The 17155-nt window shown below is 70.9% G+C and carries 17 protein-coding genes; 9 read left to right on the top strand and 8 right to left on the bottom strand.

All coding sequences use genetic code 11. From position 1 onward, the window contains the following. The first annotated feature begins 376 nt into the window (after positions 1 to 376). Both L6E10_RS03440 and L6E10_RS03435 read left to right on the top strand, forming a co-directional pair. Positions 377 to 2506: a diguanylate cyclase gene (locus L6E10_RS03440; RefSeq protein ID WP_236216689.1), complete on the top strand. Its 2130-nt coding sequence runs from the start codon at positions 377 to 379 to the stop codon at positions 2504 to 2506. 153 nt (positions 2507 to 2659) lie between these two features. Further along, on the top strand, positions 2660 to 4207 hold the full coding sequence (locus tag L6E10_RS03435) for a tannase/feruloyl esterase family alpha/beta hydrolase (protein WP_236216687.1): 1548 nt from the start codon (positions 2660 to 2662) through the stop codon (positions 4205 to 4207). Here L6E10_RS03435 and pip read toward each other — a convergent pair. The 3 genes from pip to L6E10_RS03420 all read right to left on the bottom strand — a co-directional run bounded on the left by pip (position 4204) and on the right by L6E10_RS03420 (position 6262). After that, entirely contained in the window at positions 4204 to 5151 is a 948-nt protein-coding gene (pip, locus tag L6E10_RS03430; RefSeq protein ID WP_236216684.1) for a prolyl aminopeptidase, read from the bottom strand. The genes L6E10_RS03435 and pip overlap by 4 nt on opposite strands. A gap of 75 nt (positions 5152 to 5226) precedes the next feature. Then, complete coding sequence (locus L6E10_RS03425) at positions 5227 to 5769, bottom strand: DUF305 domain-containing protein (RefSeq protein ID WP_236216682.1); 543 nt, start codon at positions 5767 to 5769, stop codon at positions 5227 to 5229. 100 nt (positions 5770 to 5869) lie between these two features. Further along, positions 5870 to 6262 carry a hypothetical protein gene (locus L6E10_RS03420; RefSeq protein ID WP_236216681.1) on the bottom strand — a complete coding sequence of 131 codons (393 nt, stop codon included), beginning with the start codon at positions 6260 to 6262 and terminating at the stop codon, positions 5870 to 5872. Positions 6263 to 6622: 360 nt separating this feature from the next. Between L6E10_RS03420 and L6E10_RS03415 the strand changes: the two genes are divergently transcribed. The 3 genes from L6E10_RS03415 to L6E10_RS03405 are packed head-to-tail and all read left to right on the top strand — an operon-like array spanning position 6623 to position 9037. Further along, on the top strand, positions 6623 to 7378 hold the full coding sequence (locus L6E10_RS03415; RefSeq protein ID WP_236216680.1) for a lytic polysaccharide monooxygenase: 756 nt from the start codon (positions 6623 to 6625) through the stop codon (positions 7376 to 7378). A 4-nt stretch (positions 7379 to 7382) separates the two neighbouring features. Further along, positions 7383 to 7979 (top strand): DUF305 domain-containing protein, encoded by a 597-nt coding sequence (locus tag L6E10_RS03410; RefSeq protein WP_090095095.1) that lies wholly within the window; start codon positions 7383 to 7385, stop codon positions 7977 to 7979. A 35-nt stretch (positions 7980 to 8014) separates the two neighbouring features. After that, positions 8015 to 9037 carry an FAD-dependent monooxygenase gene (locus L6E10_RS03405; protein ID WP_236216679.1) on the top strand — a complete coding sequence of 341 codons (1023 nt, stop codon included), beginning with the start codon at positions 8015 to 8017 and terminating at the stop codon, positions 9035 to 9037. On the opposite strand, the gene L6E10_RS03400 is transcribed toward L6E10_RS03405, so the two are convergent. Further along, positions 9006 to 11603, bottom strand: coding sequence for a BTAD domain-containing putative transcriptional regulator (locus L6E10_RS03400; protein WP_236216678.1), 2598 nt, complete (start codon positions 11601 to 11603; stop codon positions 9006 to 9008). The two genes, L6E10_RS03405 and L6E10_RS03400, sit on opposite strands and share 32 nt — an antisense overlap. Positions 11604 to 11607: 4 nt before the next feature. Next, on the bottom strand, positions 11608 to 12369 hold the full coding sequence (locus L6E10_RS03395; protein WP_236216676.1) for an AraC family transcriptional regulator: 762 nt from the start codon (positions 12367 to 12369) through the stop codon (positions 11608 to 11610). Between the two features lie 50 nt (positions 12370 to 12419). On the opposite strand from L6E10_RS03395, the gene L6E10_RS03390 reads away from it, so the two are divergent. Next, positions 12420 to 12818, top strand: a complete 399-nt coding sequence (locus L6E10_RS03390) for a DUF2000 domain-containing protein (RefSeq protein WP_236216674.1) — start codon at positions 12420 to 12422, stop codon at positions 12816 to 12818. A 117-nt stretch (positions 12819 to 12935) separates the two neighbouring features. Continuing rightward, a complete protein-coding gene (locus L6E10_RS03385; protein WP_236216672.1) occupies positions 12936 to 14141 on the top strand; it encodes an MFS transporter in 1206 nt (401 codons plus the stop codon). Here L6E10_RS03385 and L6E10_RS03380 read toward each other — a convergent pair. Together L6E10_RS03380 and L6E10_RS03375 are read right to left on the bottom strand one after the other, a co-directional pair. Then, positions 14051 to 14872 carry an alpha/beta fold hydrolase gene (locus L6E10_RS03380; RefSeq protein ID WP_236216670.1) on the bottom strand — a complete coding sequence of 274 codons (822 nt, stop codon included), beginning with the start codon at positions 14870 to 14872 and terminating at the stop codon, positions 14051 to 14053. The genes L6E10_RS03385 and L6E10_RS03380 overlap by 91 nt on opposite strands. Further along, positions 14869 to 15552 (bottom strand): SRPBCC domain-containing protein, encoded by a 684-nt coding sequence (locus L6E10_RS03375; RefSeq protein WP_236216668.1) that lies wholly within the window; start codon positions 15550 to 15552, stop codon positions 14869 to 14871. The genes L6E10_RS03380 and L6E10_RS03375 overlap by 4 nt, the downstream gene beginning before the upstream one ends. Positions 15553 to 15688: 136 nt before the next feature. Between L6E10_RS03375 and L6E10_RS03370 the strand changes: the two genes are divergently transcribed. Continuing rightward, positions 15689 to 16273 carry a DUF998 domain-containing protein gene (locus L6E10_RS03370; protein ID WP_236216666.1) on the top strand — a complete coding sequence of 195 codons (585 nt, stop codon included), beginning with the start codon at positions 15689 to 15691 and terminating at the stop codon, positions 16271 to 16273. A 58-nt stretch (positions 16274 to 16331) separates the two neighbouring features. On the opposite strand, the gene L6E10_RS03365 is transcribed toward L6E10_RS03370, so the two are convergent. Further along, a complete protein-coding gene (locus L6E10_RS03365; protein ID WP_236216664.1) occupies positions 16332 to 16556 on the bottom strand; it encodes a zinc-ribbon domain-containing protein in 225 nt (74 codons plus the stop codon). Positions 16557 to 16643: 87 nt separating this feature from the next. On the opposite strand from L6E10_RS03365, the gene L6E10_RS03360 reads away from it, so the two are divergent. Next, on the top strand, positions 16644 to 17150 hold the full coding sequence (locus tag L6E10_RS03360; RefSeq protein ID WP_236216662.1) for a GNAT family N-acetyltransferase: 507 nt from the start codon (positions 16644 to 16646) through the stop codon (positions 17148 to 17150). The last annotated feature ends 5 nt before the right edge of the window (positions 17151 to 17155 follow it).

The following is a 17155-nucleotide window of genomic DNA, read 5'->3' as shown; positions in this document are numbered from 1 at the left end:
GTCGACCGCCCCAGCACGCGGACCGGGTGTGCCGAGCAATCGGCACACCCGGTCCGCGTGCTTCCGGGCACCGGACGACCGAGGCCGCACGGAAGCAACCGACTGACCGGGCAGTCGGGAATTGTCCGTCGCGGAACGTGTGCGAATCCACCTTCCAACAGCGAAAAGTCGTGCCAAAATCGACCGGGGGACCAGAGCGGGTACCGATCGGCGACACGCGAGATCAACGTCGTCGCAGTGGTGAAAAGCAGAACCGGGATTTGCGGTAACGTCAGTAATCGTGGGTCACCTCATTGGAGTAACGCCGGTGCCGCGATCATCCCGAGTCGGGCATCATCACGTGGCTCGACCAAAGTCGTAGAACGAGGGGTCTCGTGTGACCGTCTTCCGTGCCGGCCGGACCGGAGCGTGGTGGATGTACCTGGTGGCAGGTCACCTGCTGCTGGGCCTCTACTACCTGATTCCGGTCAGCCCCGCGGGAACGACGGGGCAATCGGTGCGGGTGGCGCTCTACTGCACGATCAGCGCGTCCGCCGCGATCGCGACTTTCGCCGGTGTCAAGCGCAACCGCCCCCAATGGCGGCGGCCATGGGTGTTCCTCGCACTCAGCCAGGTCGTTTACGCGATCGCCGACCTGACGTTCTACGCGTCGCACTACATCTTCCGGTACACGGTTTACCCGTCCTACGCGGACATCTTCTACCTGGGCCATTACCCGCTGATGGTCGCGGGCGTGATCCTGCTGATCCGCCGCCGCACGCCGGGCCTCGACCTGCCGAGCCTGCTCGACGCCGCCGTGCTCGCGGTCGTCGCCGGAATGGCGTCCTGGCTCTACGTCATCGGCCCGCAGGCGCGGACCACGTCGCCGGTGCTGGTGAAGATCGCGTCGCTGGGCTACCCGATGATGGACCTCGCGCTGTTCGTGGTGGCGCTGCGCCTGATCTTCGGCGCCGGCCCGCGGCCCCGCGCGTTCGTGCTGCTGACGTGCAACCTGCTGGGCATCCTCACCGCGGACACGCTCTACGTCCTGCAGCGCCTCGACGGCAGCTACCACGCGGGCAACTTCCTCGACGCCATCTGGCTGTCGGCGAACCTGTGCATCGGCGCGGCGGCGCTGCACCCCACGATGTCGCGGCTCGGCGACCGCGCGCACGTCAAGGACGTCGGCCTGAGCCGCGGCCGGATCGTCGCCCTGTCCTCGGCCGCCCTCGCCGCCCCGGTGCTGATGCTGGTCCACGACGTCGGCCAGTCGTCGCAGGACGTCCTGGTGATCGCCGCGGGCAGCGCGCTGCTGTCGCTGCTGATCATCGCCCGGCTCGCGGGTCTCGTGGCGGACCAGCGCAAGCTCGCGATCACCGACAGCCTCACCGGGTTGCACACCCGGAGGTTCTTCGAGGCGCAGCTGCCGCTGGAGATCTCGCGGGCGCGGCGCAACGACGGGTCCGTCGCGGTGTTCATCATCGACGTCGACCGCTTCAAGTCGATCAACGACAACTACGGCCACCCCGCGGGCGACGACGTGCTGATGGAGGTCGCGGCACGGCTGCGCGCCGCGTCGCGGTCCGGGGAGGTGCTCGCGCGCTACGGCGGCGAGGAGTTCGCGCTGCTCGTCCCGGACGCCGGTCCCGGCAGGCTGTCGGTGATCGCGAACCGGCTGCGCGAGCGCGTGGCGGAGAAGCCGATCCCGGTCAACGCGGGCAACGACGACATCCCGCTGTCGGTCACTGTGTCGGTCGGCTCGGCGAGCTTCCCGACGCACGGCGACGGCCCCGACGACATCGTGGTGATCGCGGACCGCGCCCTGTACGCGGCGAAGGCGGCGGGCCGCAACAGGATCGCGGTCGGGCCGGAACCGCTGCCGGCGGTCGACCCGGACACCGACGGCGCGATGGCCGAGTTCCTCTGCCAGGTCGCGGACCGGGTGGACGGGTGGCTGCACCGCTACGACCACAGCCGGTCGGTGTCGCGCTGGGCCGGGGTGGCCGCGGGGGAGTTCGGGCTCGACGCGCCGACGATCAGGGTCGCTCAGCTCGCGGGCCGCCTCCACGACATCGGCAAGATCATCATTCCCGAGGTGGTGCTGACCAAGCCGGGCGCACTGTCCGAAGAGGAGTGGCGGCTGCTGCGCCAGCACCCCGACTTCGGCTACCGGCTGGCGCGGATGGTGCCGGGGTTCGCGGGCGTGGCCCACGTGATCAGGCAGCAGCACGAGCGCTACGACGGCACCGGGTACCCGGACGGCCTGCGCGGCGCCGACATCCGCGCCGAAGCGAGGATCCTGTCCGTCTGCGTGGCGTGGGCGGCGATGCGGTCGAACCGTCCACACCAGACAGCGCTGGACGAGAACCGCGCCAGGCGCGAACTCTGGTCAGGCCGGGGCGAACAGTTCGACCCGGACGTCGTGGACATGTTCCTCGACCTGCACACCCGGGGCAGCATCGGAATGCTCCGCCCATCCGGGTTGTCCGTTCAGGAAGCGGGGTTCCCGGCCGAGTTCCGGCCCTGACCACCCTGCTCTCCGGTCGCGGCGATACCCCTCCGGTCGTACGCGAGATCATCCGCTCGGCTGAGGAGGATCCGACCCGACGCCCACGCGTGCACGCCGGACAGCTGGAACACTTCCCCTGCACGTCCTGCTACAGGGGGAAGGACGCTCCACATGTCGCGCAAGTTGTTGATGTTCCTCGTCGTTCTGACGACCGTCGCCGCGGGCATTTCTCCTGCCACGGCGAGCCCAGGCCCTCGTCCGGTGCGATCGTGCGCGGACCTGGTGCGTTCGTTCGACGTACCGGACGCCCGCACCACGGTCACGTCGGCCGCTGTCGTGGCCGGTACGCCCGAGTTCTGCGACGTGCGCGGCACGATCGCGCCGGGCATCGGCTTCCAGCTGAAGCTGCCGACCCGCGGGTACCGGGGGCGTTACGTGCAGTACGGGTGTGGCGGTTTCTGCGGGGTCATCGGTGATCCGGCCTTCCCGGCCGGGTGCGGACCGGCTTTCGGCGACGCGGCCGTCGCGGCGACCGACGACGGCCACCAGGTCTCGCCCGAGGACCCGTTCGACACCAGGTGGGCCGTCAACGACCAGAAAGCACGTGACGACTACTTCTTCCGCGCGCCACACGCGTTGTCGAAGGTGTCCAAGCACATCATCTCGGTGTTCTACGGCAAGGCGCCGGCCCGGTCCTACTTCACCGGCTGCTCCAACGGCGGCCGCGAGGGCCTGCTGCTCGCCCAGCGCTACCCGGACGACTTCGACGGCATCGTCGCGGCGGCGCCGGGGGCCTACTACACGGCGCTGATCGGCTACCAGGCGTGGATCGCGCGCAACACCATCCCGAACGACAAGATCTTCGTGCTGCACGACGCGGTGATGAAGGCCTGCGACGGCTCGGACGGCCTGGTGGACGGCCAGATCGACGACCCGCGCCTGTGCGGGTTCGACGTCGGCACGCTGGCCGGTCAGCTGACCGACGACGAGATCGCCCGCGTCCGCAACCTGTACGCGGGCCCGTCCGACGGCGGGGTGCGGCTCTACCCCGGCGGCCAGGCCTACGGCTCCGAGCGGTCGTGGACGTTCTGGCTGAACCCGACGCCGGGCCTCGGCAGGGGGATCGCGCCCGAACTGGCCGACAACGGGCTGAAGCACCTCGTCTACCCGATCGGCCGCCCGCACTCGTCGCTGGAGTCGTTCGAGTTCACGCTGCGCGAGTTCCGCCGCCTGGTCCCGGAAACCGTGAAGGCGAACTCGCTCTCGCTCGACCTGAGCCGGTTCCGGCGTTCCGGCGGCAAGCTGGTCCTCTGGCACGGCGCGGGCGACCAGGGCATCCCGTTCGAGGGCACGCTCGACTACTGGCAGCGCCTGACCGGCGGCGGGAACCCGGACTGGGCAAGGCTTTTCGTCGTGCCGTCGATGTGGCACTGCGGCGGCGGCGACACCCTCACCGACTTCGACCCGTTCGCCGCCCTGGTGTCGTGGGTGGAGGGAGGCACCGCACCGTCCCGCATCCTCGCCGTCGGCCGTGACGACGACGGCAACGTCGTCCGCACACGACCGGTGTTCCCGTACCCGTTGCGCGCCCGCTACGACGGGTCCGGTTCCGTGGACGACGCCTCGAACTTCGTGGCGGCACCCGGTTTCGGCTTCGCGGACCGCATCAGGTGGGCCGGTGAGGACCTCTACCACCGGCCCGGACCCGTCGCGCCCTAGCGGAACTTCTCGACGGCGGCGGTGATGGCCCGGTCCATGCTGTTGCCCTCCATGATGACGTGCCCGGCGTCGTTCAGGATGACCAGTTCGGCGTCGGGCCACCTCTTCGCGACCTCCCACGCCGTGTGCAGCGGCCCACCGAGGTCGTTGCGGCCGTGGATGAGGATCCCCGGGATGCCTTCCAGCCGGTGGAGGTTGTCGAAGATGTGATCGGGCTCGAGGAACGCCTCGTTGCCCCAGTAGTGGCTGACGGTCCGCGCGAGCTGGTAGCGCATCACCGGGTCCTCGTACCGCGTGCCGGTGAAGTCGTTGTCCCCGCCGGTGATCGTGGCCAGGTCCCACTTGCTCCAGTCCCACGCGGCCTTCTCGCGCACCTCCGCGTCCGGCGAGTTCAGCAACCTGTTGTAGGCGAGCGCGAGGTTGCCGTCGCGGTCCTGTTCGGGCACGCCGTCGCGGAAGGCCTCGAAGTGGTCCGGGAAGAACATGCCGAGGCCGCGGGTGATCCACGCGTGCTCCTCGGGGCGGGAGGTGGTCACCGCCGGGATGATGATCTCGCTGACGCGCTCGGGGTGCTGGATGGCGTAGGCGAGGACGAGGGTGGAGCCCCAGGAGCCGCCGATCAGCAGCCACCTGTCGATGCCGAGGTGCTCCCGCAGCTTCTCGGCGTCGTCGACCAGGTGCTGGGTGGTGTTGTGCTCCATGCCGGTCCGCGGGTCCGAGGCCGGTGGGGTGCTCCTGCCGCTGCCTCGCTGGTCCCACAGGACGAGGTTCCAGTGGGACGGGTCGAAGTCCTCCCGCCAGCGGGGGTTCGAGCCGGAGCCCGGGCCGCCGTGGAAGACGACCGCGGGCTTGCCGTTCGGGTTGCCGCTGGCTTCCCAGTGGACGTGCTGGCCGTCGCCTACGGGGAGGTGGCCTCGGGCGTAGGGCTCCACTCCGGGGTACATGCGGTGGAGCGTAGGGCTGGGCGGGACGAGGTGCCGCCTGCTTTTCCGGCCGGGCGGCTGGTCGTTGTTCCGGTGTCAGGACTTCCGCTTGGCGCTGATCTGCTCCAGGACCTCGGTCTGCGACACGATGATCTTGCCCGCCAGCGCCTTCGAGCCGATGTGCTCGCCCTTCGCCTGCGCGTCCTTCGCCATGTCGACGCCGCTGCGCAGGTGGCGGGAGAGGGTCGCGAGGAAGAGGTCGTCGTACTGCTTGCCGGTGGCCGCCTTGAGGGCCTCGACGTCCTTGGCGGTCATCATGCCCGCCATCTTGTGGGTGGCGCCGGCGTCGTCGCCGGGAACCTGGATGTTCCAGCTGCGCAGGTAGGTGGCCATCTGCTCGATCTCGCCCGCTTCGGCCCTGGCGATCTTGTCGGCCACGTCGACCACGAACGGGTCCTTGGACTTCTGCGTCGCGACCTCGGCGATCTCGATCGTCTGGCGGTGGTGGGGGATCATGCGCAACGAGAACGTCGCGTCCGCCTCGTTGGCCGCCGGTTCGCCGGTGCTGCTGCCGCCGGCCGGTGAACAGCCCGCCAGCGCCAGCAGCCCCAGCGCGATGATGAGCAGACGCGCTCGCATGAAGCCTCCCGTCTCGGTTCCCTGCCGAGGGATACGGGTGGCCGATCTGTCCGGTTCAGCGAAAGATCCAGAACCTGAGGGGTTTTCGGTTCTCAGCGGATCAGCGCAGGTCGTCCAGTGCTTTGAGGACACCCGCCACGACGTCGGGGTGGCCCAGCGGGAGCGGGGCCTGCGTGTGGTCGTCGTCGTTGGTCCGGGCGATGACCCGCACGAACGGTTCGGTCGGGTCGACCTCCGGGTCGACCAGCAGGACCGAGCGCACGAGGTCTTCGTGCTGGTTCACGAGGTCGACCACGTCGGCCGCCAGCGGACCGCTCGACACCACGTCGAGCACGGTGCGGGAGTCGCGGTGCCTGCTCAGGACCGTGTCCACTGTGGACTTCCAGGTCGGGGCGGCGGGAACGCGCAGCCACACCACGCGCAGCTCGCCGGTCAGGTCCCGCCAGGTCGCCGGGATCTCGTTGTGGGGAGCCTCTCCTGCTGGATCGATCACGAGTACCGTGGGCGCACCCGCGGGTCCGTCGGCTACCACGCCGGGGCCTGATGTCCTGCTGGGCTCGTCGAAATCGCGCATGGGTAGGGGATACCCACGTTCGCGCGTTCCTACCGGTGGGCTGATCGGCTTGTCGCGGTAGCCCGAATGGTGCAGGGCAGGACCACTGGCGTGAGTGGACCTGTTGCCGCGGAACGGGTTCGAGGTCGCGGACGTGATCGCTTGACCACTTTCCGAAAGCCGGTTTATGGTCTGGACCACTGACCGAAACTGGATCGGTGAGCGATCAGAAGCGCTCCCGGTTCCCGCCCCCTGCCTACGGGTCACCCCGTTTGGGAACGATCCAAGGAGTTCGGACGAATGAAAATCATGCGTAAAGCGGCGCTCGTCCTGGCCGCTGTCCCTGCCATCGTCTTCATCACGCCGGTCGGCACCGCCAGTGCGCACGGCTACGTGTCGTCACCGGCCAGCCGTGCGGCGCAGTGCGCCCAGGGCGCGCTCGGCAACTCCTGCGGCCAAGCCAGGTACGAGCCGCAGAGCGCCGAGGGCCCCAAGGGCCTGATGAACTGCAGCGGTGCCAACAGCGCGTTCCGCGAGCTCGACAACGACGGCCTCCCGTGGAAGGTCCACAACACCGGCAGCTCCCTGACGCTGACCTGGACCTTCACCGCCCGGCACGTCACGCGCGACTACGAGTACTTCATCAACGGCACGCGCGTCGGCTACGTGTCCGGCAACAACGCGCAGCCCAGCAACCCGACCACGCACACGATCAACCTCGGCGGGTTCTCCGGTCGCCAGAAGCTCTACGCGATCTGGAACATCGGCGACACGGTGAACGCGTTCTACTCGTGCATCGACCTCAACATCAGCGGTGGTGGCGGCACGAACCCGCCGCCTACCACGACGACCACCCGCCCCACCACGACCACCACGCCGCCGACCTCCACGACGACGCAGCAGCCGCCCGCGGGCGGCACGTGGGCGGCGAACACCTCCTACGCGGCCGGCTCGACCGTCACCTACGGCGGCTCGACGTACCGCTGCCGGCAGGCGCACACCTCGCTGACCGGCTGGGAGCCGCCGAACGTGGCGGCGCTCTGGGAGAAGATCTGACCCGATGAAGCGCCTGGTGATCGCGGTCGCGGTCCTGGCGCTGGCGGGGTGCGGCGGAGAGGCCGTCGTGCCGGAGGGCCAGCAGGCCCACGGGCACGGCGCGTCCTCCGCCGCACCACCCGTTCCGGGTGCCAGTGCGAGGTTCAACGACGCGGACGTGATGTTCGTGCAGATGATGGTGGACCACCTGCAGCTCGGCATCAGCCTGTCGCAGGTGGGGCTCGCGAAGGCGACCAGTCAGGAGGCGAAGGACCTCGCGGGCGCGATCGACGTGACCCAGCGCGAGGAGCTCACGATGCTCAAGTCGTGGCTGAAGCTCTGGGACAAGCCGGAGGGTGACGGCGCGAGCCTGCACGCCGCCCACGGAGGTCAGCCGCTGCTCGACGACAAGGTCATCAACGAGGCCAAGGAGAAGAGCGGCGCGGAGTTCGACATGAACTTCCTCAACCTGATGACCGGTCATCAGGGCGCCGGCGTGGAAATGGCGCTGGCCGAGAAGAAGGACGGCATGAACCCGGAGACGACGGCCTACGCCGACCGGGTGGTCACCACCCGGCAGGGCCAGATCTCGCAGATGCTCAAGATCATCAGCGGTTCGTAGGCGTTCGGTCAGCGGCCCGGCGTTGGCTCCCGGTCATGGACGTACTGATCTCGGGAGCGGGAGTCGCCGGGCCCGCGCTCGCACACTGGCTGGCGCGGCACGGTTTCTCCCCGACGGTGGTGGAACGCGCGCCGTCGCTGCGCAGCGGTGGGCAGGCCGTGGACTTCCGCGGCGAGGCGCACCTGTCCGTGCTGAAGAAGATGGGTGTTCTCGACGCGGTGATGGCCGCGCGGACGACGCCGCGCGACATGGTGTTCCGCGGCGTCGACGGACGTGAGCGCTCACGGCTGCCCGCGTCGTTCACCGCGGGGGACGTCGAGATCCTCCGCGGCGACCTCTCGCGGCTGCTGTACGAGCTGAGCGCCCCGGACGCGGAGTACGTGTTCGGCGACTGGATCACGTCGCTGCACGACGACGGCGCCGGGGTGGACGTGGCGTTCGCGCACGGGCGCCCGCGGCGGTTCGACTTCGTGATCGGCGCCGACGGCATGCGGTCCGGCGTGCGGCGGCTCGTCTTCCCCTCGTACCGGCCGGAGTTCGGCGGCTACTACTTCGCGATCTGGGACGCCGACGGCGACGACCGCGACCTGACCTGCTCACCCGGAGTCCTCGCGGCGCCGGGGTGGCTCATGTACAGGTCGCCGGTGCCGCCGGAGATGATGCCGGAGTCGTTGATCGCGCCGGGCGTCTACTTCGACTCGATCAGCCGGATCCGCATGCCGGCGGTGAGCTCCGGCCGCGTCACGCTGATCGGCGACGCGGGCTACGGGTCCACCCTGGGCGGCATGGGAACCGGGCTCGCGGTCGTCTCGGCCTACGTGCTGGCCGGGGAGATGGCGGCGGGCGGCGACGCGTTCGCCCGGTACGAGGCCCTGGTCGGGCCGTACGCGCGGGGCTGCCAGGGCAATCCCGGGCCGTTCCTCGCGCCGGGCAGCAGGCTCGGGATGTGGGCGCGGGACCGGATGTTCCGCCTCCTGCCGAAGATCCCGCTGGTCGCGCGGACGGACCTGCGGGCGGCCACGGCGATCAAGCTCCCGGAGTACCTGCCAGTTCGCTGAACACCTCGTCCACCTGCTGCTTGGCTGCGGCGTGCATCCACCCGAACCCGAGCTCCCGCCGTGCCTCGCGCAGCAACGCCCCGGCCCGCGCCGGATCACCCCCGCGGTGGGCGATCCGCGCGAGGCCCGTGTGGGCGAGCGCACGCGTGGCGGACAGGCCCGCCTCCGCGGCGAGCTCCAGGGCCAGGAGGTAGTCGCGCTCCGCCTGGCCGGGGTCGAGGTCGAGCAACCGGTCCGCGCGCCGCCCGCGCAGCTCGGCGAGCTCCTCCTTGGCGCCGAGCTCGCCGACCACGCGCAGGGCCTCGTCGGTCAGGGCGAGCGCCTCCACCGGGTCCTCGGTGAGGGTCGCCAGCACGTCGAGGACCTGCGCCGATCCCCAGCGCTCGCCGATGTCGCGGAACCGGCGCAACGCCGCGCGCGACTCGCTGATCGCCCGCGTGCGGTCGCCGCTCCTCGCCCAGGCCAGGTAGGCGTTGCTGAAGCCGATGAGGCCCTGGATCCACGGGTCCTCGCTGCCCTCGACCTCGTCCTGCAACGCCGTGCGCGGGGCGGACGGGTCGGGCGGACCGGTGAGCATGGCCCACGCGACGAGCACGAACGGCTGCCGGATCGGGCCGCGCAGCTCGAGCAGCTTCGCCTGCACGCGTTCCGGGGCGGCGAGCGCCAGCAGGACCGCGTACTCCTCCGTGGACTGCTCCGGCACGCGGTCGAGAAGTGCCCGTGCGAGGCCCTGCACCTCCGTCCGGCTGCCTTTCACGTACCAGTACCAGGAGAGGTCGCTGACGAGGCGCAGCGCCCGTTCCGGGTCGTGCGCCGTGGTCCACTCGACGGCCTGGAGCAGGTTCGCGTGCTCGGCGCTCAGCCGCGCGAACCACCGGACCTGGTCCTGCCGGCGCAGCTCGGGGTCGGCGCGGCGGGCGAGGTCGTGGAAGTACGCGGCGTGCTCGGCGTCGACGCGCCTGTGCTCCGAGCAGAACTCCCGGATGGTCTCCAGCATCCGGTACCGGCCGTCGGCGGCCTCCACCAACGACTTGTCCACCAACGCGTCCAGCACCTCGACGTCGTGCCGGCAGACCTCCTCGACGGCGTCGAGCGCGGCACCGCCGCTGAACGTGGCGAGGCACGCGGCCAGGTCGCGCTCGTCCGGCGACAGCAGGTCCCAGCTCCACTCCACGACCGCGCGCAGCGTCCGGTGGCGGGGTGCGGCGGCGCGGTTCCCCTTGGTGAGCAACCGGAAGCGGTCGTTCAGCCGGTGGGAGATCTCCTCGGTGGTCAACGTGCGCGTGCGCGCGGCGGCCAGCTCGATCGCCAGCGGCAGGCCGTCGAGCGCGCGGCAGATGTCGGCGGTGTGCCGGTCCGGCGCGAACGCCGGGTTGACCAGGCGGGCGCGGTCGGTGAACAGCGCCACGCTCTGCTCGGGGTCGAGCGGCGGCACGGGGCACAGCGTCTCGCCGGTGATGCCGAGCGCCTCCCGGCTCGTGGCGAGGATGCGCAGGGACGGGCACGTGCCGAGCAGGTGTCCCGCCAGCCGGGCCGCCTGCACGACCAGGTGCTCGCAGTTGTCCAGCACCAGCAACGAGTCGCGGTCGCGCAGGGCCAGCGTCAGGCGGTCCTCCGGCTCCAGCGCGGTCTCCTTGAGCCCCAGCGCCTGCAGCGTCGCCGCCGCGACGTCCTTGGCGGGCGCCAGGTCCACGAAGATCGCGCCGGGACCGGCGGCCTGGAGCGCCAGCCTCGTCTTGCCCGCCCCGCCGGGCCCGGTGAGGGTGACGAGCCGCGAGGAGAGCGAGGCGATGCGGCGCAGCTCCTCCTCCCTGCCGATGAAGCTGGTCAGCTGGGCCGGCGGCTCGCGGTGGGCCTGGCCGCGCAGCACCCGCAGGTGGACGGCGCGCAGCTCGGGCGACGGGTCGGCGCCGAGCTCGTCGGCCAGCAGCGCCCGCGCGTCCTCGAACGCCTGCAACGCCTCGGCCTGGCGACCCTGCTGGTGCAGGACCTGCACCAGGTAGCCGCGCAGCCGTTCGTCCAACGGGTGCTGCGCCACCAGGTCCTGGACCTCCCGCACGCCGGCCTTCCCGAGCCGGACGCGCGCGGCGACCAGCGAGCTCGACGCCGCCGCGCGTTCCTGTTCCAGCCGGGTCGCGTGGTCCGGCAGGGCGACGTCGGCGAGCGCGGGCCCGCGCCACAGCCGAAGTGCCTCCGACAGAAGGGATTCCGCTGCCTGCGCGGCACCCTGCTCCAGCGCCTGCCTGCCTTCCGCCGCGAGCGAGGTGAACCGGTGGGCGTCGACCCGCGAGGCCGGCAGCGCCAGCAGGTAGCCGGCGGGGTGGAACTCGATCAGCGAGGCGTCGCCCAGCGCCCTGCGCAGCCGGGAGACCTGGCCCTGCAGGGCGTTCGCGGCGTCGGACGGCGGCGCGGTGCCGTAGAGCTCGTCGGTCAGCCGGTCGAGCGGCACGATGTCGCCCGCCCGGATCGCCAGCGCGGCCAGCAGGGTGCGCGGCCGGGGGCCGCCCACCGCGATCCTGCCGTCAGGGGAGTGCGCCTCAACGGGCCCGAGAATGCCGACGTGCACGGTGTCAGCGTACGAACCTGCCGGGGCTCGTACCCAGGACACGGCGGAAGTGGCGCGTCAGGTGTGACTGGTCGTGGAACCCGGCCAGCACCGCCGCCTCCGCCGCGGACCGCCCCTCGACCAGGTACCCGCGTGCGAGGTCGACGCGGCGCCCGGTCAGGTAGCGGTGCGGCGGCAGGCCGAACCGGCGGCTGAACGCCCGCACCAGGTGCGTCGGGCTCGTCTGCAGCTCCCGGGCGGCGTCGTTCAACGCCATCCCGCCGGGCAGCGAGGCGTCCAGGAGCTGCCGCAACCGGTCGGCCAGCGTCGGGTCGGCGTGGACCGCCGGGGTGGTGCCCGCGAAGTGGTGCGCCAGGCGCTCGGTGATCAGCGCGAGCCGGCTCGACGCCTCGAGCGGTTCGTCCAGCGCGAGGTGCAGCTGGTGCACGCGCTGCCGCAGCAGCGGATCGGCGAGCATCGGCGTGTCGACGGCCTTGCCGACCAGGCCGGCGGGCAGCACCGAGTCGTCCAGGTACAGCACGCGCTTGTGGAAGCCGGTCGGGAACGCGGAACGGCCGTCGTGCGGCACGTGCGGCGGCAACAGCGTGACGCCTTCGACGAGAGCGCCGTGCTCGTGACGGTCCAGTTCGTACCGCACGGCACCGGTGTCGAGCAGCATCAACGTCCAGGCGTCGTGCGTGTGCGCCGGGTAGACGTGCGTGGTGAACGACGCGTGGAAGACCTCCTTGATGCCTTCCACCGCCGGTTTCCACGCGGCCGTGCTCATGTCAGGAACGTACAAGACGCCGCACGGCCACGTCCGCGATCGTGGACGGCATGTTCGACACCAAGATCGCTGTGCTGCTGCGGGACGACCTGGCCGGCTGGCAGGCGCTGAACGTGACCGCCTTCCTCGTCAGCGGGTTGCCGGAGGCGCTGCGCGGAGAGCCGTACGTGGACGCCGACGACGTGGAGTACCTGCCCATGTTCGGCCAGCCCGTGGTGGTGCTGCAGGGCGACCGGGACCTCGTCAGGAAGGCCCACGAACGCGCGCTCCACCGCGACCAGGTCATGTCGATCTTCACCGCGGACCTGTTCGCCACCGGCAACGACGCCGACAACCGCGCCGCCGTCCGCAAGGTGCACACGCAGGACCTCGACCTCGTCGGCATCGCGGTGCACGGCCGGAAGAACGCCGTCGACAAGATCTTCAAGGGCGCCCGGATGCACCCCTGACGGAACCGCGGCCCGTGGTCAAGCCGCTCCGGACGGCCGTGGAAGCCGAATTGGCCCAGAGAATGAGCACGTTCTTGTCCCAGCCGCAGGGTCAATCGCAGTCCTACGGTCTGAAGCATGACCAGGCGACTCGCGTACGCGCAGCTGACGAGCTCGATCGGTGACGGCGGCTTCCTCGTCGTCTCGGCCCTCTACTTCACGCAGGTCGTGGGCCTCAGCGCGGCGCGGGTGGGCCTCGCGCTGACCCTCGCGTGGGGAGTGGGGGCCGTCGCCGGGGTCGCGCTGGGCCACGTCGCCGACCGGCTGGGCCCGCGCACCACCGCCGTCGTGCTCGCCGCCGCCACGGCCGCGAGCATCGGCGTCCTCCTCCTCACCAAGGACTTCACCGCGTTCGTGGTGGTCATGTGCCTGTACGCGAGCTTCCAGAGCGGGCTGCAGGCGTCCAGGCAGGCACTTCTCGCAGGGCTCACGACACCTCGGGAGCGGACGCGGGCCCGTGCGCGGATCCAGTCGACGGCCAACGCGGGCATCGCGGTCGGTGCTGCGGCCGGGGGGTTCGCGCTGCACCTCGGCACCGAGGCCGCCTACACCGCCGTGTTCGTGCTCGACGTGCTCTGCTTCATGGCCGCCGCGGCGGTCGTGGCCACGTTGCCCGAAACGGTGATGAGCAGGACCAAGGGCAAGTTCGACGTGCTCGGGGACCGCCCGTACGCGCTGGTCACGCTCATCAACGCCGTGATGCTGCTCTACATGCCGTTGCTGAGCCTGATCATCCCGCTGTGGATCGTGCAGCGCACCGAGGCGCCGACGTGGCTCGCGGCCGCGCTGCTGGTGCTCAACACCGCGGCCGTCGTGCTGTTCCAGGTCCGGATCGCCCGCCGCGCCACCGGCCTGGGGCAGGCCTCGAAGCTGGTGGAGCACGCCGGACTGGTGCTGTTCGCGTCCTGCGCGGTCTTCGCCGTGACGGCGTTCAGCCTCGGCGCCTGGCCCGCGGCGGCGTTGCTGGTCGCCGCCGCCGCGCTGCAGGTGCTCGGCGAGATGATGCTCGCCTCCGGGGCGTGGGAGATCAGCTTCTCCCTCGCGCCCGCCGGCCGGCAGGGCCAGTACCAGGGCTTCTTCGCGACCGGAACGGCCGTCGCCCGCATGGTCGGCCCCGCCCTGCTCACCACGGTCGTCCTCGGCTGGGGAGCGCTCGGCTGGCTGCTGGTCGGAGGGCTGTTCGTCGTGGCCGGTTACGCGATGGGACCGGCGGTGCGCTGGGCTCGCGAGAAGAACTCCACGAGTGCCGGCGCCATGACCGACGACTTGTACAGGTGCGTCTGACCGGGCAGCGTCCTGTGCTCCGCTCCCAGCACCTCCGCGACGTTGCGCATGGCGTTGCGGAGGTACTCCGGCGACTTGCCGCCGTCCATCGCGAGCGTCGGCACCTCGACCTTCCAGCGGTGCGCCGGGAGCGGGCTGCCGCGGCCGTCGTCGCCGAGGATCGCGAGGTCCCACGGCAGCGTGTGCGCGACCGGCTTGAGCTTCCTCCACACCGGGGTCAGCTTCATGACCGCGAGGCCGATGGCGGGCACGCCGACCATCTTCATGAACGTCGAGAGCATGCGGGAACGGTCGCCGCGGGCGAGCATGTCGTTCATCTGCCGCACGATGTCCGCGGGGCGGGGCTCGTACGTGCCGTCCACGACGAACGGTGCCTCGTACAGCGCGAGCCTGGTGATGCCCGGCAGGCGTGACGCGGCCTCCATCGCGAGCACCGCGCCCGAGGACACGCCGAACACGAACGCGCTGCCGCCGGCCTCCCGGATGACCGCGTCGATGTCCTCGACCTCGCGCTCGAGCGACCACGGCGTCGCGCCGTCACCGGTCTCGCCGCGCCCGCGCCGGTCGTAGGTGTGGACGGTGAAGTCCTTGTCGAGCACCGAGGCCAGCTCGGTGGTGGGGCCGAAGCGGCGGTGGCACATCGCGCCGTCCACGAGGAGCAGCGCCGGGCCGGAGCCGGTGACCGAGTAGGCGATCCGCGTGCCGTCGGCGGAGGTCGTGAAGCGCGTCATCTCTGCTCTCCCAAGGTGGTGTCGAGGAAGTCCTGCCAGTCCTGTTCGGACTCGGCGCCCTCGAAGACGTGGTGTGCCGCGATCATCGGGCCCGCGAAGCCGCGCAGGAACCGGTACATGCCGCTGCCGGTGCGCAGGCCGAGCGTGTGGGCGTTGCGGTGGAACTCGACGGCGTCCGGGAGCTTCTCCGCCAGGGCCGCGCCGAGCCTCTTCCAGGCCTCGTCCCAGTCGGTGACGACGGGTCCGAAGACCGTGAGCGGGCGGGCCGTGCGGCCGGGGAAGTACGTCAGGTACTCCTGCAGCGTGCGCCGGAACAGCGCGCCGCCCAGCGTCATGGCCTCGAACTCGTCGGCCCAGTCGTCGCCGGGCAGGAAGCCGCTCGTGACCATCCGCAGCACCGTGCTCGCGTGCTCGCGGCCCTCGACGAGGAACTCGTAGGCGATGAACCGGCCGTCGGGCGCCTTGCCGCTGTCGTGGGCGAAGTGGTGCGGCGGGTCGGACGCGGTGATCCCGCTCGTCGGCCGGTACTCGCCGAAGGCCATCCTGACCTGGCCGTCCGCGACCTCGTTGCGGCCCATGAACCACGAGTCGATGCCGGGCCCGGTCGCGATCGCGGTCCAGACGTCCTCGACGGACGCCGGCACCTCGATCTCGTCGGTGCTTCTGAACTCGTGCCCCATCGGCTCTTCCCTCCAGGCTCGTGGATGGTCCCATCCTGCCGCCGACGATTCTCTTCGTCAAGACAGCAGTACTAGTCTTGACAAAAAAAATTGTCGGTGTTTCGGTTCTCCCCACACCGAACCTCTGGAGGAACCCATGTCCCGCATCGCCTGCGGAGTCGTCGCCGGACCGCTCTACCTCGTCGTCGGGTACGCCCAGGCGTTCACCCGGGAGGGCTTCGACCTCACCCGCCACCCGTTCAGCATGCTCAGCCTCGGCTCGCCCGGCTGGATCCAGATCGCGAACTTCGTCGTCTGCGGGGCGCTGTTCGTCGTGGCGGCGACCGGCATGACGCGGCACACGAGGTGGGGTGCGCGGCTGATCGGCCTGATGGGGGTGGGAATGGTCCTCGGCGGGGTGTTCGTGGCCGATCCGGCCCTGGGCTTCCCGGCGGGCGCTCCCGACGGCCCGCCCACGTCGACGTCCTGGCACGGCGCGCTGCACGCGGTGGCGTTCGGCGTCGCGATGATCGGCTGGATCGGGGCGTGCTTCGTGTTCGCGCGTAGGCTCGGGGGGTGGCTGGCGGTGGTGAGCGGCCTGACGGGCCTGCTGCTGATGGTGCCGATGGCGTTCCTGGGCGACCCCGGCGGCACGGTGCTGCTCTACGCGGTCGCGACGATCGGCTGGCTGTGGACGTCGGTGCTGTCCCTGAGGCTGAGCCGGCCTGCCTTCTCGAGCTGATCTGCCCGGAGTGCGGGCGCGTCACCACCGACCGGCACGCGCCCGGCTGCGAGGCCTGTCAGACCAGCTGATGCGCGTGCGTCTTGCTGATGTCGTAGGAGACACCGCAGAACGTGCACTGCAGCCCGTACCTGCTGCGGATGGTGAACAGCGGGATGAAGAAGATCGTGGGCTTCGTGCAGCGCCGGAAGAGGTTGTGCGCGGACTGGTGGTGGCAGTGCCCGCACACCAGCGTGAGCATGCGGATCTGCTGGATCGTCGTGCGCCAGCCGAAAATGACCATCTGCGCTCCCTCTTCGTCCCTTGTACGTCTGACGTGCGGGATGCCCCCTGAGTTGCGGCCCGACGCCTGGATTCGGAAGGTGGGCGGGTGAACAGCCTGCTGCGGCCCTGGACCCCCGACGACGCGCCGGTCGTGCTGGCCGCCGCCGGCGAACCGCTGATGGAGCGCCAGTTCACCTTCCCGGTCGACTCCCTGCCCGCCGCCCGGGAGTGGATCGCCCTGGCGCAGGCGCGCCGGAACGAGGACATGGCCTACTCGTTCGCCGTGCTGCACGAGGGCGTGCCCGTCGGCAACGTGGCCGTGTCGAGCGTCGAACGCCGGCACCTGACCGGGTGGGTCTCGTACTGGGTGCGGGAGGAAGCGCGCGGCAAGGGCCTCGCCACCGCCGCCTGCCGCGCGCTCAGCGAGTTCGCCTTCACCGAGCTCGGCCTGTTCCGCCTGGAGCTCGCGCACCGCGTGGACAACCCCGCCTCCTGCCGCGTCGCGCTCGGGGCGGGTTTCCCGGTCGAAGGCGTCGAACGGGCGCGGCTGCTGTACGACGGCGTCCGCTACGACACCGAAACGCACGCACGCCTCGCCGGTGACCGAGGTTGACGTCG

Origin of the sequence: Lentzea sp. CC55, from assembly GCF_021056325.1 — a bacterium.
Taxonomy (GTDB): domain Bacteria; phylum Actinomycetota; class Actinomycetes; order Mycobacteriales; family Pseudonocardiaceae; genus Lentzea; species Lentzea jiangxiensis.
Note: the sequence above shows the minus strand (reverse complement) of the source record. Positions and strands in the feature narration are given on the sequence as shown.

Excerpts from the sequence above, each read along its gene's own strand:
- L6E10_RS03425 (WP_236216682.1), bottom strand. The coding sequence starts at position 5,769 with ATGCGAGCGCGTCTGCTCATCATCGCGCTGGGGCTGCTGGCGCTGGCG.
- L6E10_RS03390 (WP_236216674.1), top strand. The coding sequence starts at position 12,420 with ATGTTCGACACCAAGATCGCTGTGCTGCTGCGGGACGACCTGGCCGGC.
- L6E10_RS03405 (WP_236216679.1), top strand. The coding sequence starts at position 8,015 with ATGGACGTACTGATCTCGGGAGCGGGAGTCGCCGGGCCCGCGCTCGCA.
- L6E10_RS03380 (WP_236216670.1), bottom strand. The coding sequence starts at position 14,872 with ATGACGCGCTTCACGACCTCCGCCGACGGCACGCGGATCGCCTACTCG.
- pip (WP_236216684.1), bottom strand. The coding sequence starts at position 5,151 with ATGTACCCCGGAGTGGAGCCCTACGCCCGAGGCCACCTCCCCGTAGGC.
- L6E10_RS03375 (WP_236216668.1), bottom strand. The coding sequence starts at position 15,552 with ATGGGGCACGAGTTCAGAAGCACCGACGAGATCGAGGTGCCGGCGTCC.
- L6E10_RS03395 (WP_236216676.1), bottom strand. The coding sequence starts at position 12,369 with ATGAGCACGGCCGCGTGGAAACCGGCGGTGGAAGGCATCAAGGAGGTC.
- L6E10_RS03435 (WP_236216687.1), top strand. The coding sequence starts at position 2,660 with ATGTCGCGCAAGTTGTTGATGTTCCTCGTCGTTCTGACGACCGTCGCC.
- L6E10_RS03385 (WP_236216672.1), top strand. The coding sequence starts at position 12,936 with ATGACCAGGCGACTCGCGTACGCGCAGCTGACGAGCTCGATCGGTGAC.
- L6E10_RS03365 (WP_236216664.1), bottom strand. The coding sequence starts at position 16,556 with ATGGTCATTTTCGGCTGGCGCACGACGATCCAGCAGATCCGCATGCTC.
- L6E10_RS03410 (WP_090095095.1), top strand. The coding sequence starts at position 7,383 with ATGAAGCGCCTGGTGATCGCGGTCGCGGTCCTGGCGCTGGCGGGGTGC.
- L6E10_RS03415 (WP_236216680.1), top strand. The coding sequence starts at position 6,623 with ATGAAAATCATGCGTAAAGCGGCGCTCGTCCTGGCCGCTGTCCCTGCC.
- L6E10_RS03370 (WP_236216666.1), top strand. The coding sequence starts at position 15,689 with ATGTCCCGCATCGCCTGCGGAGTCGTCGCCGGACCGCTCTACCTCGTC.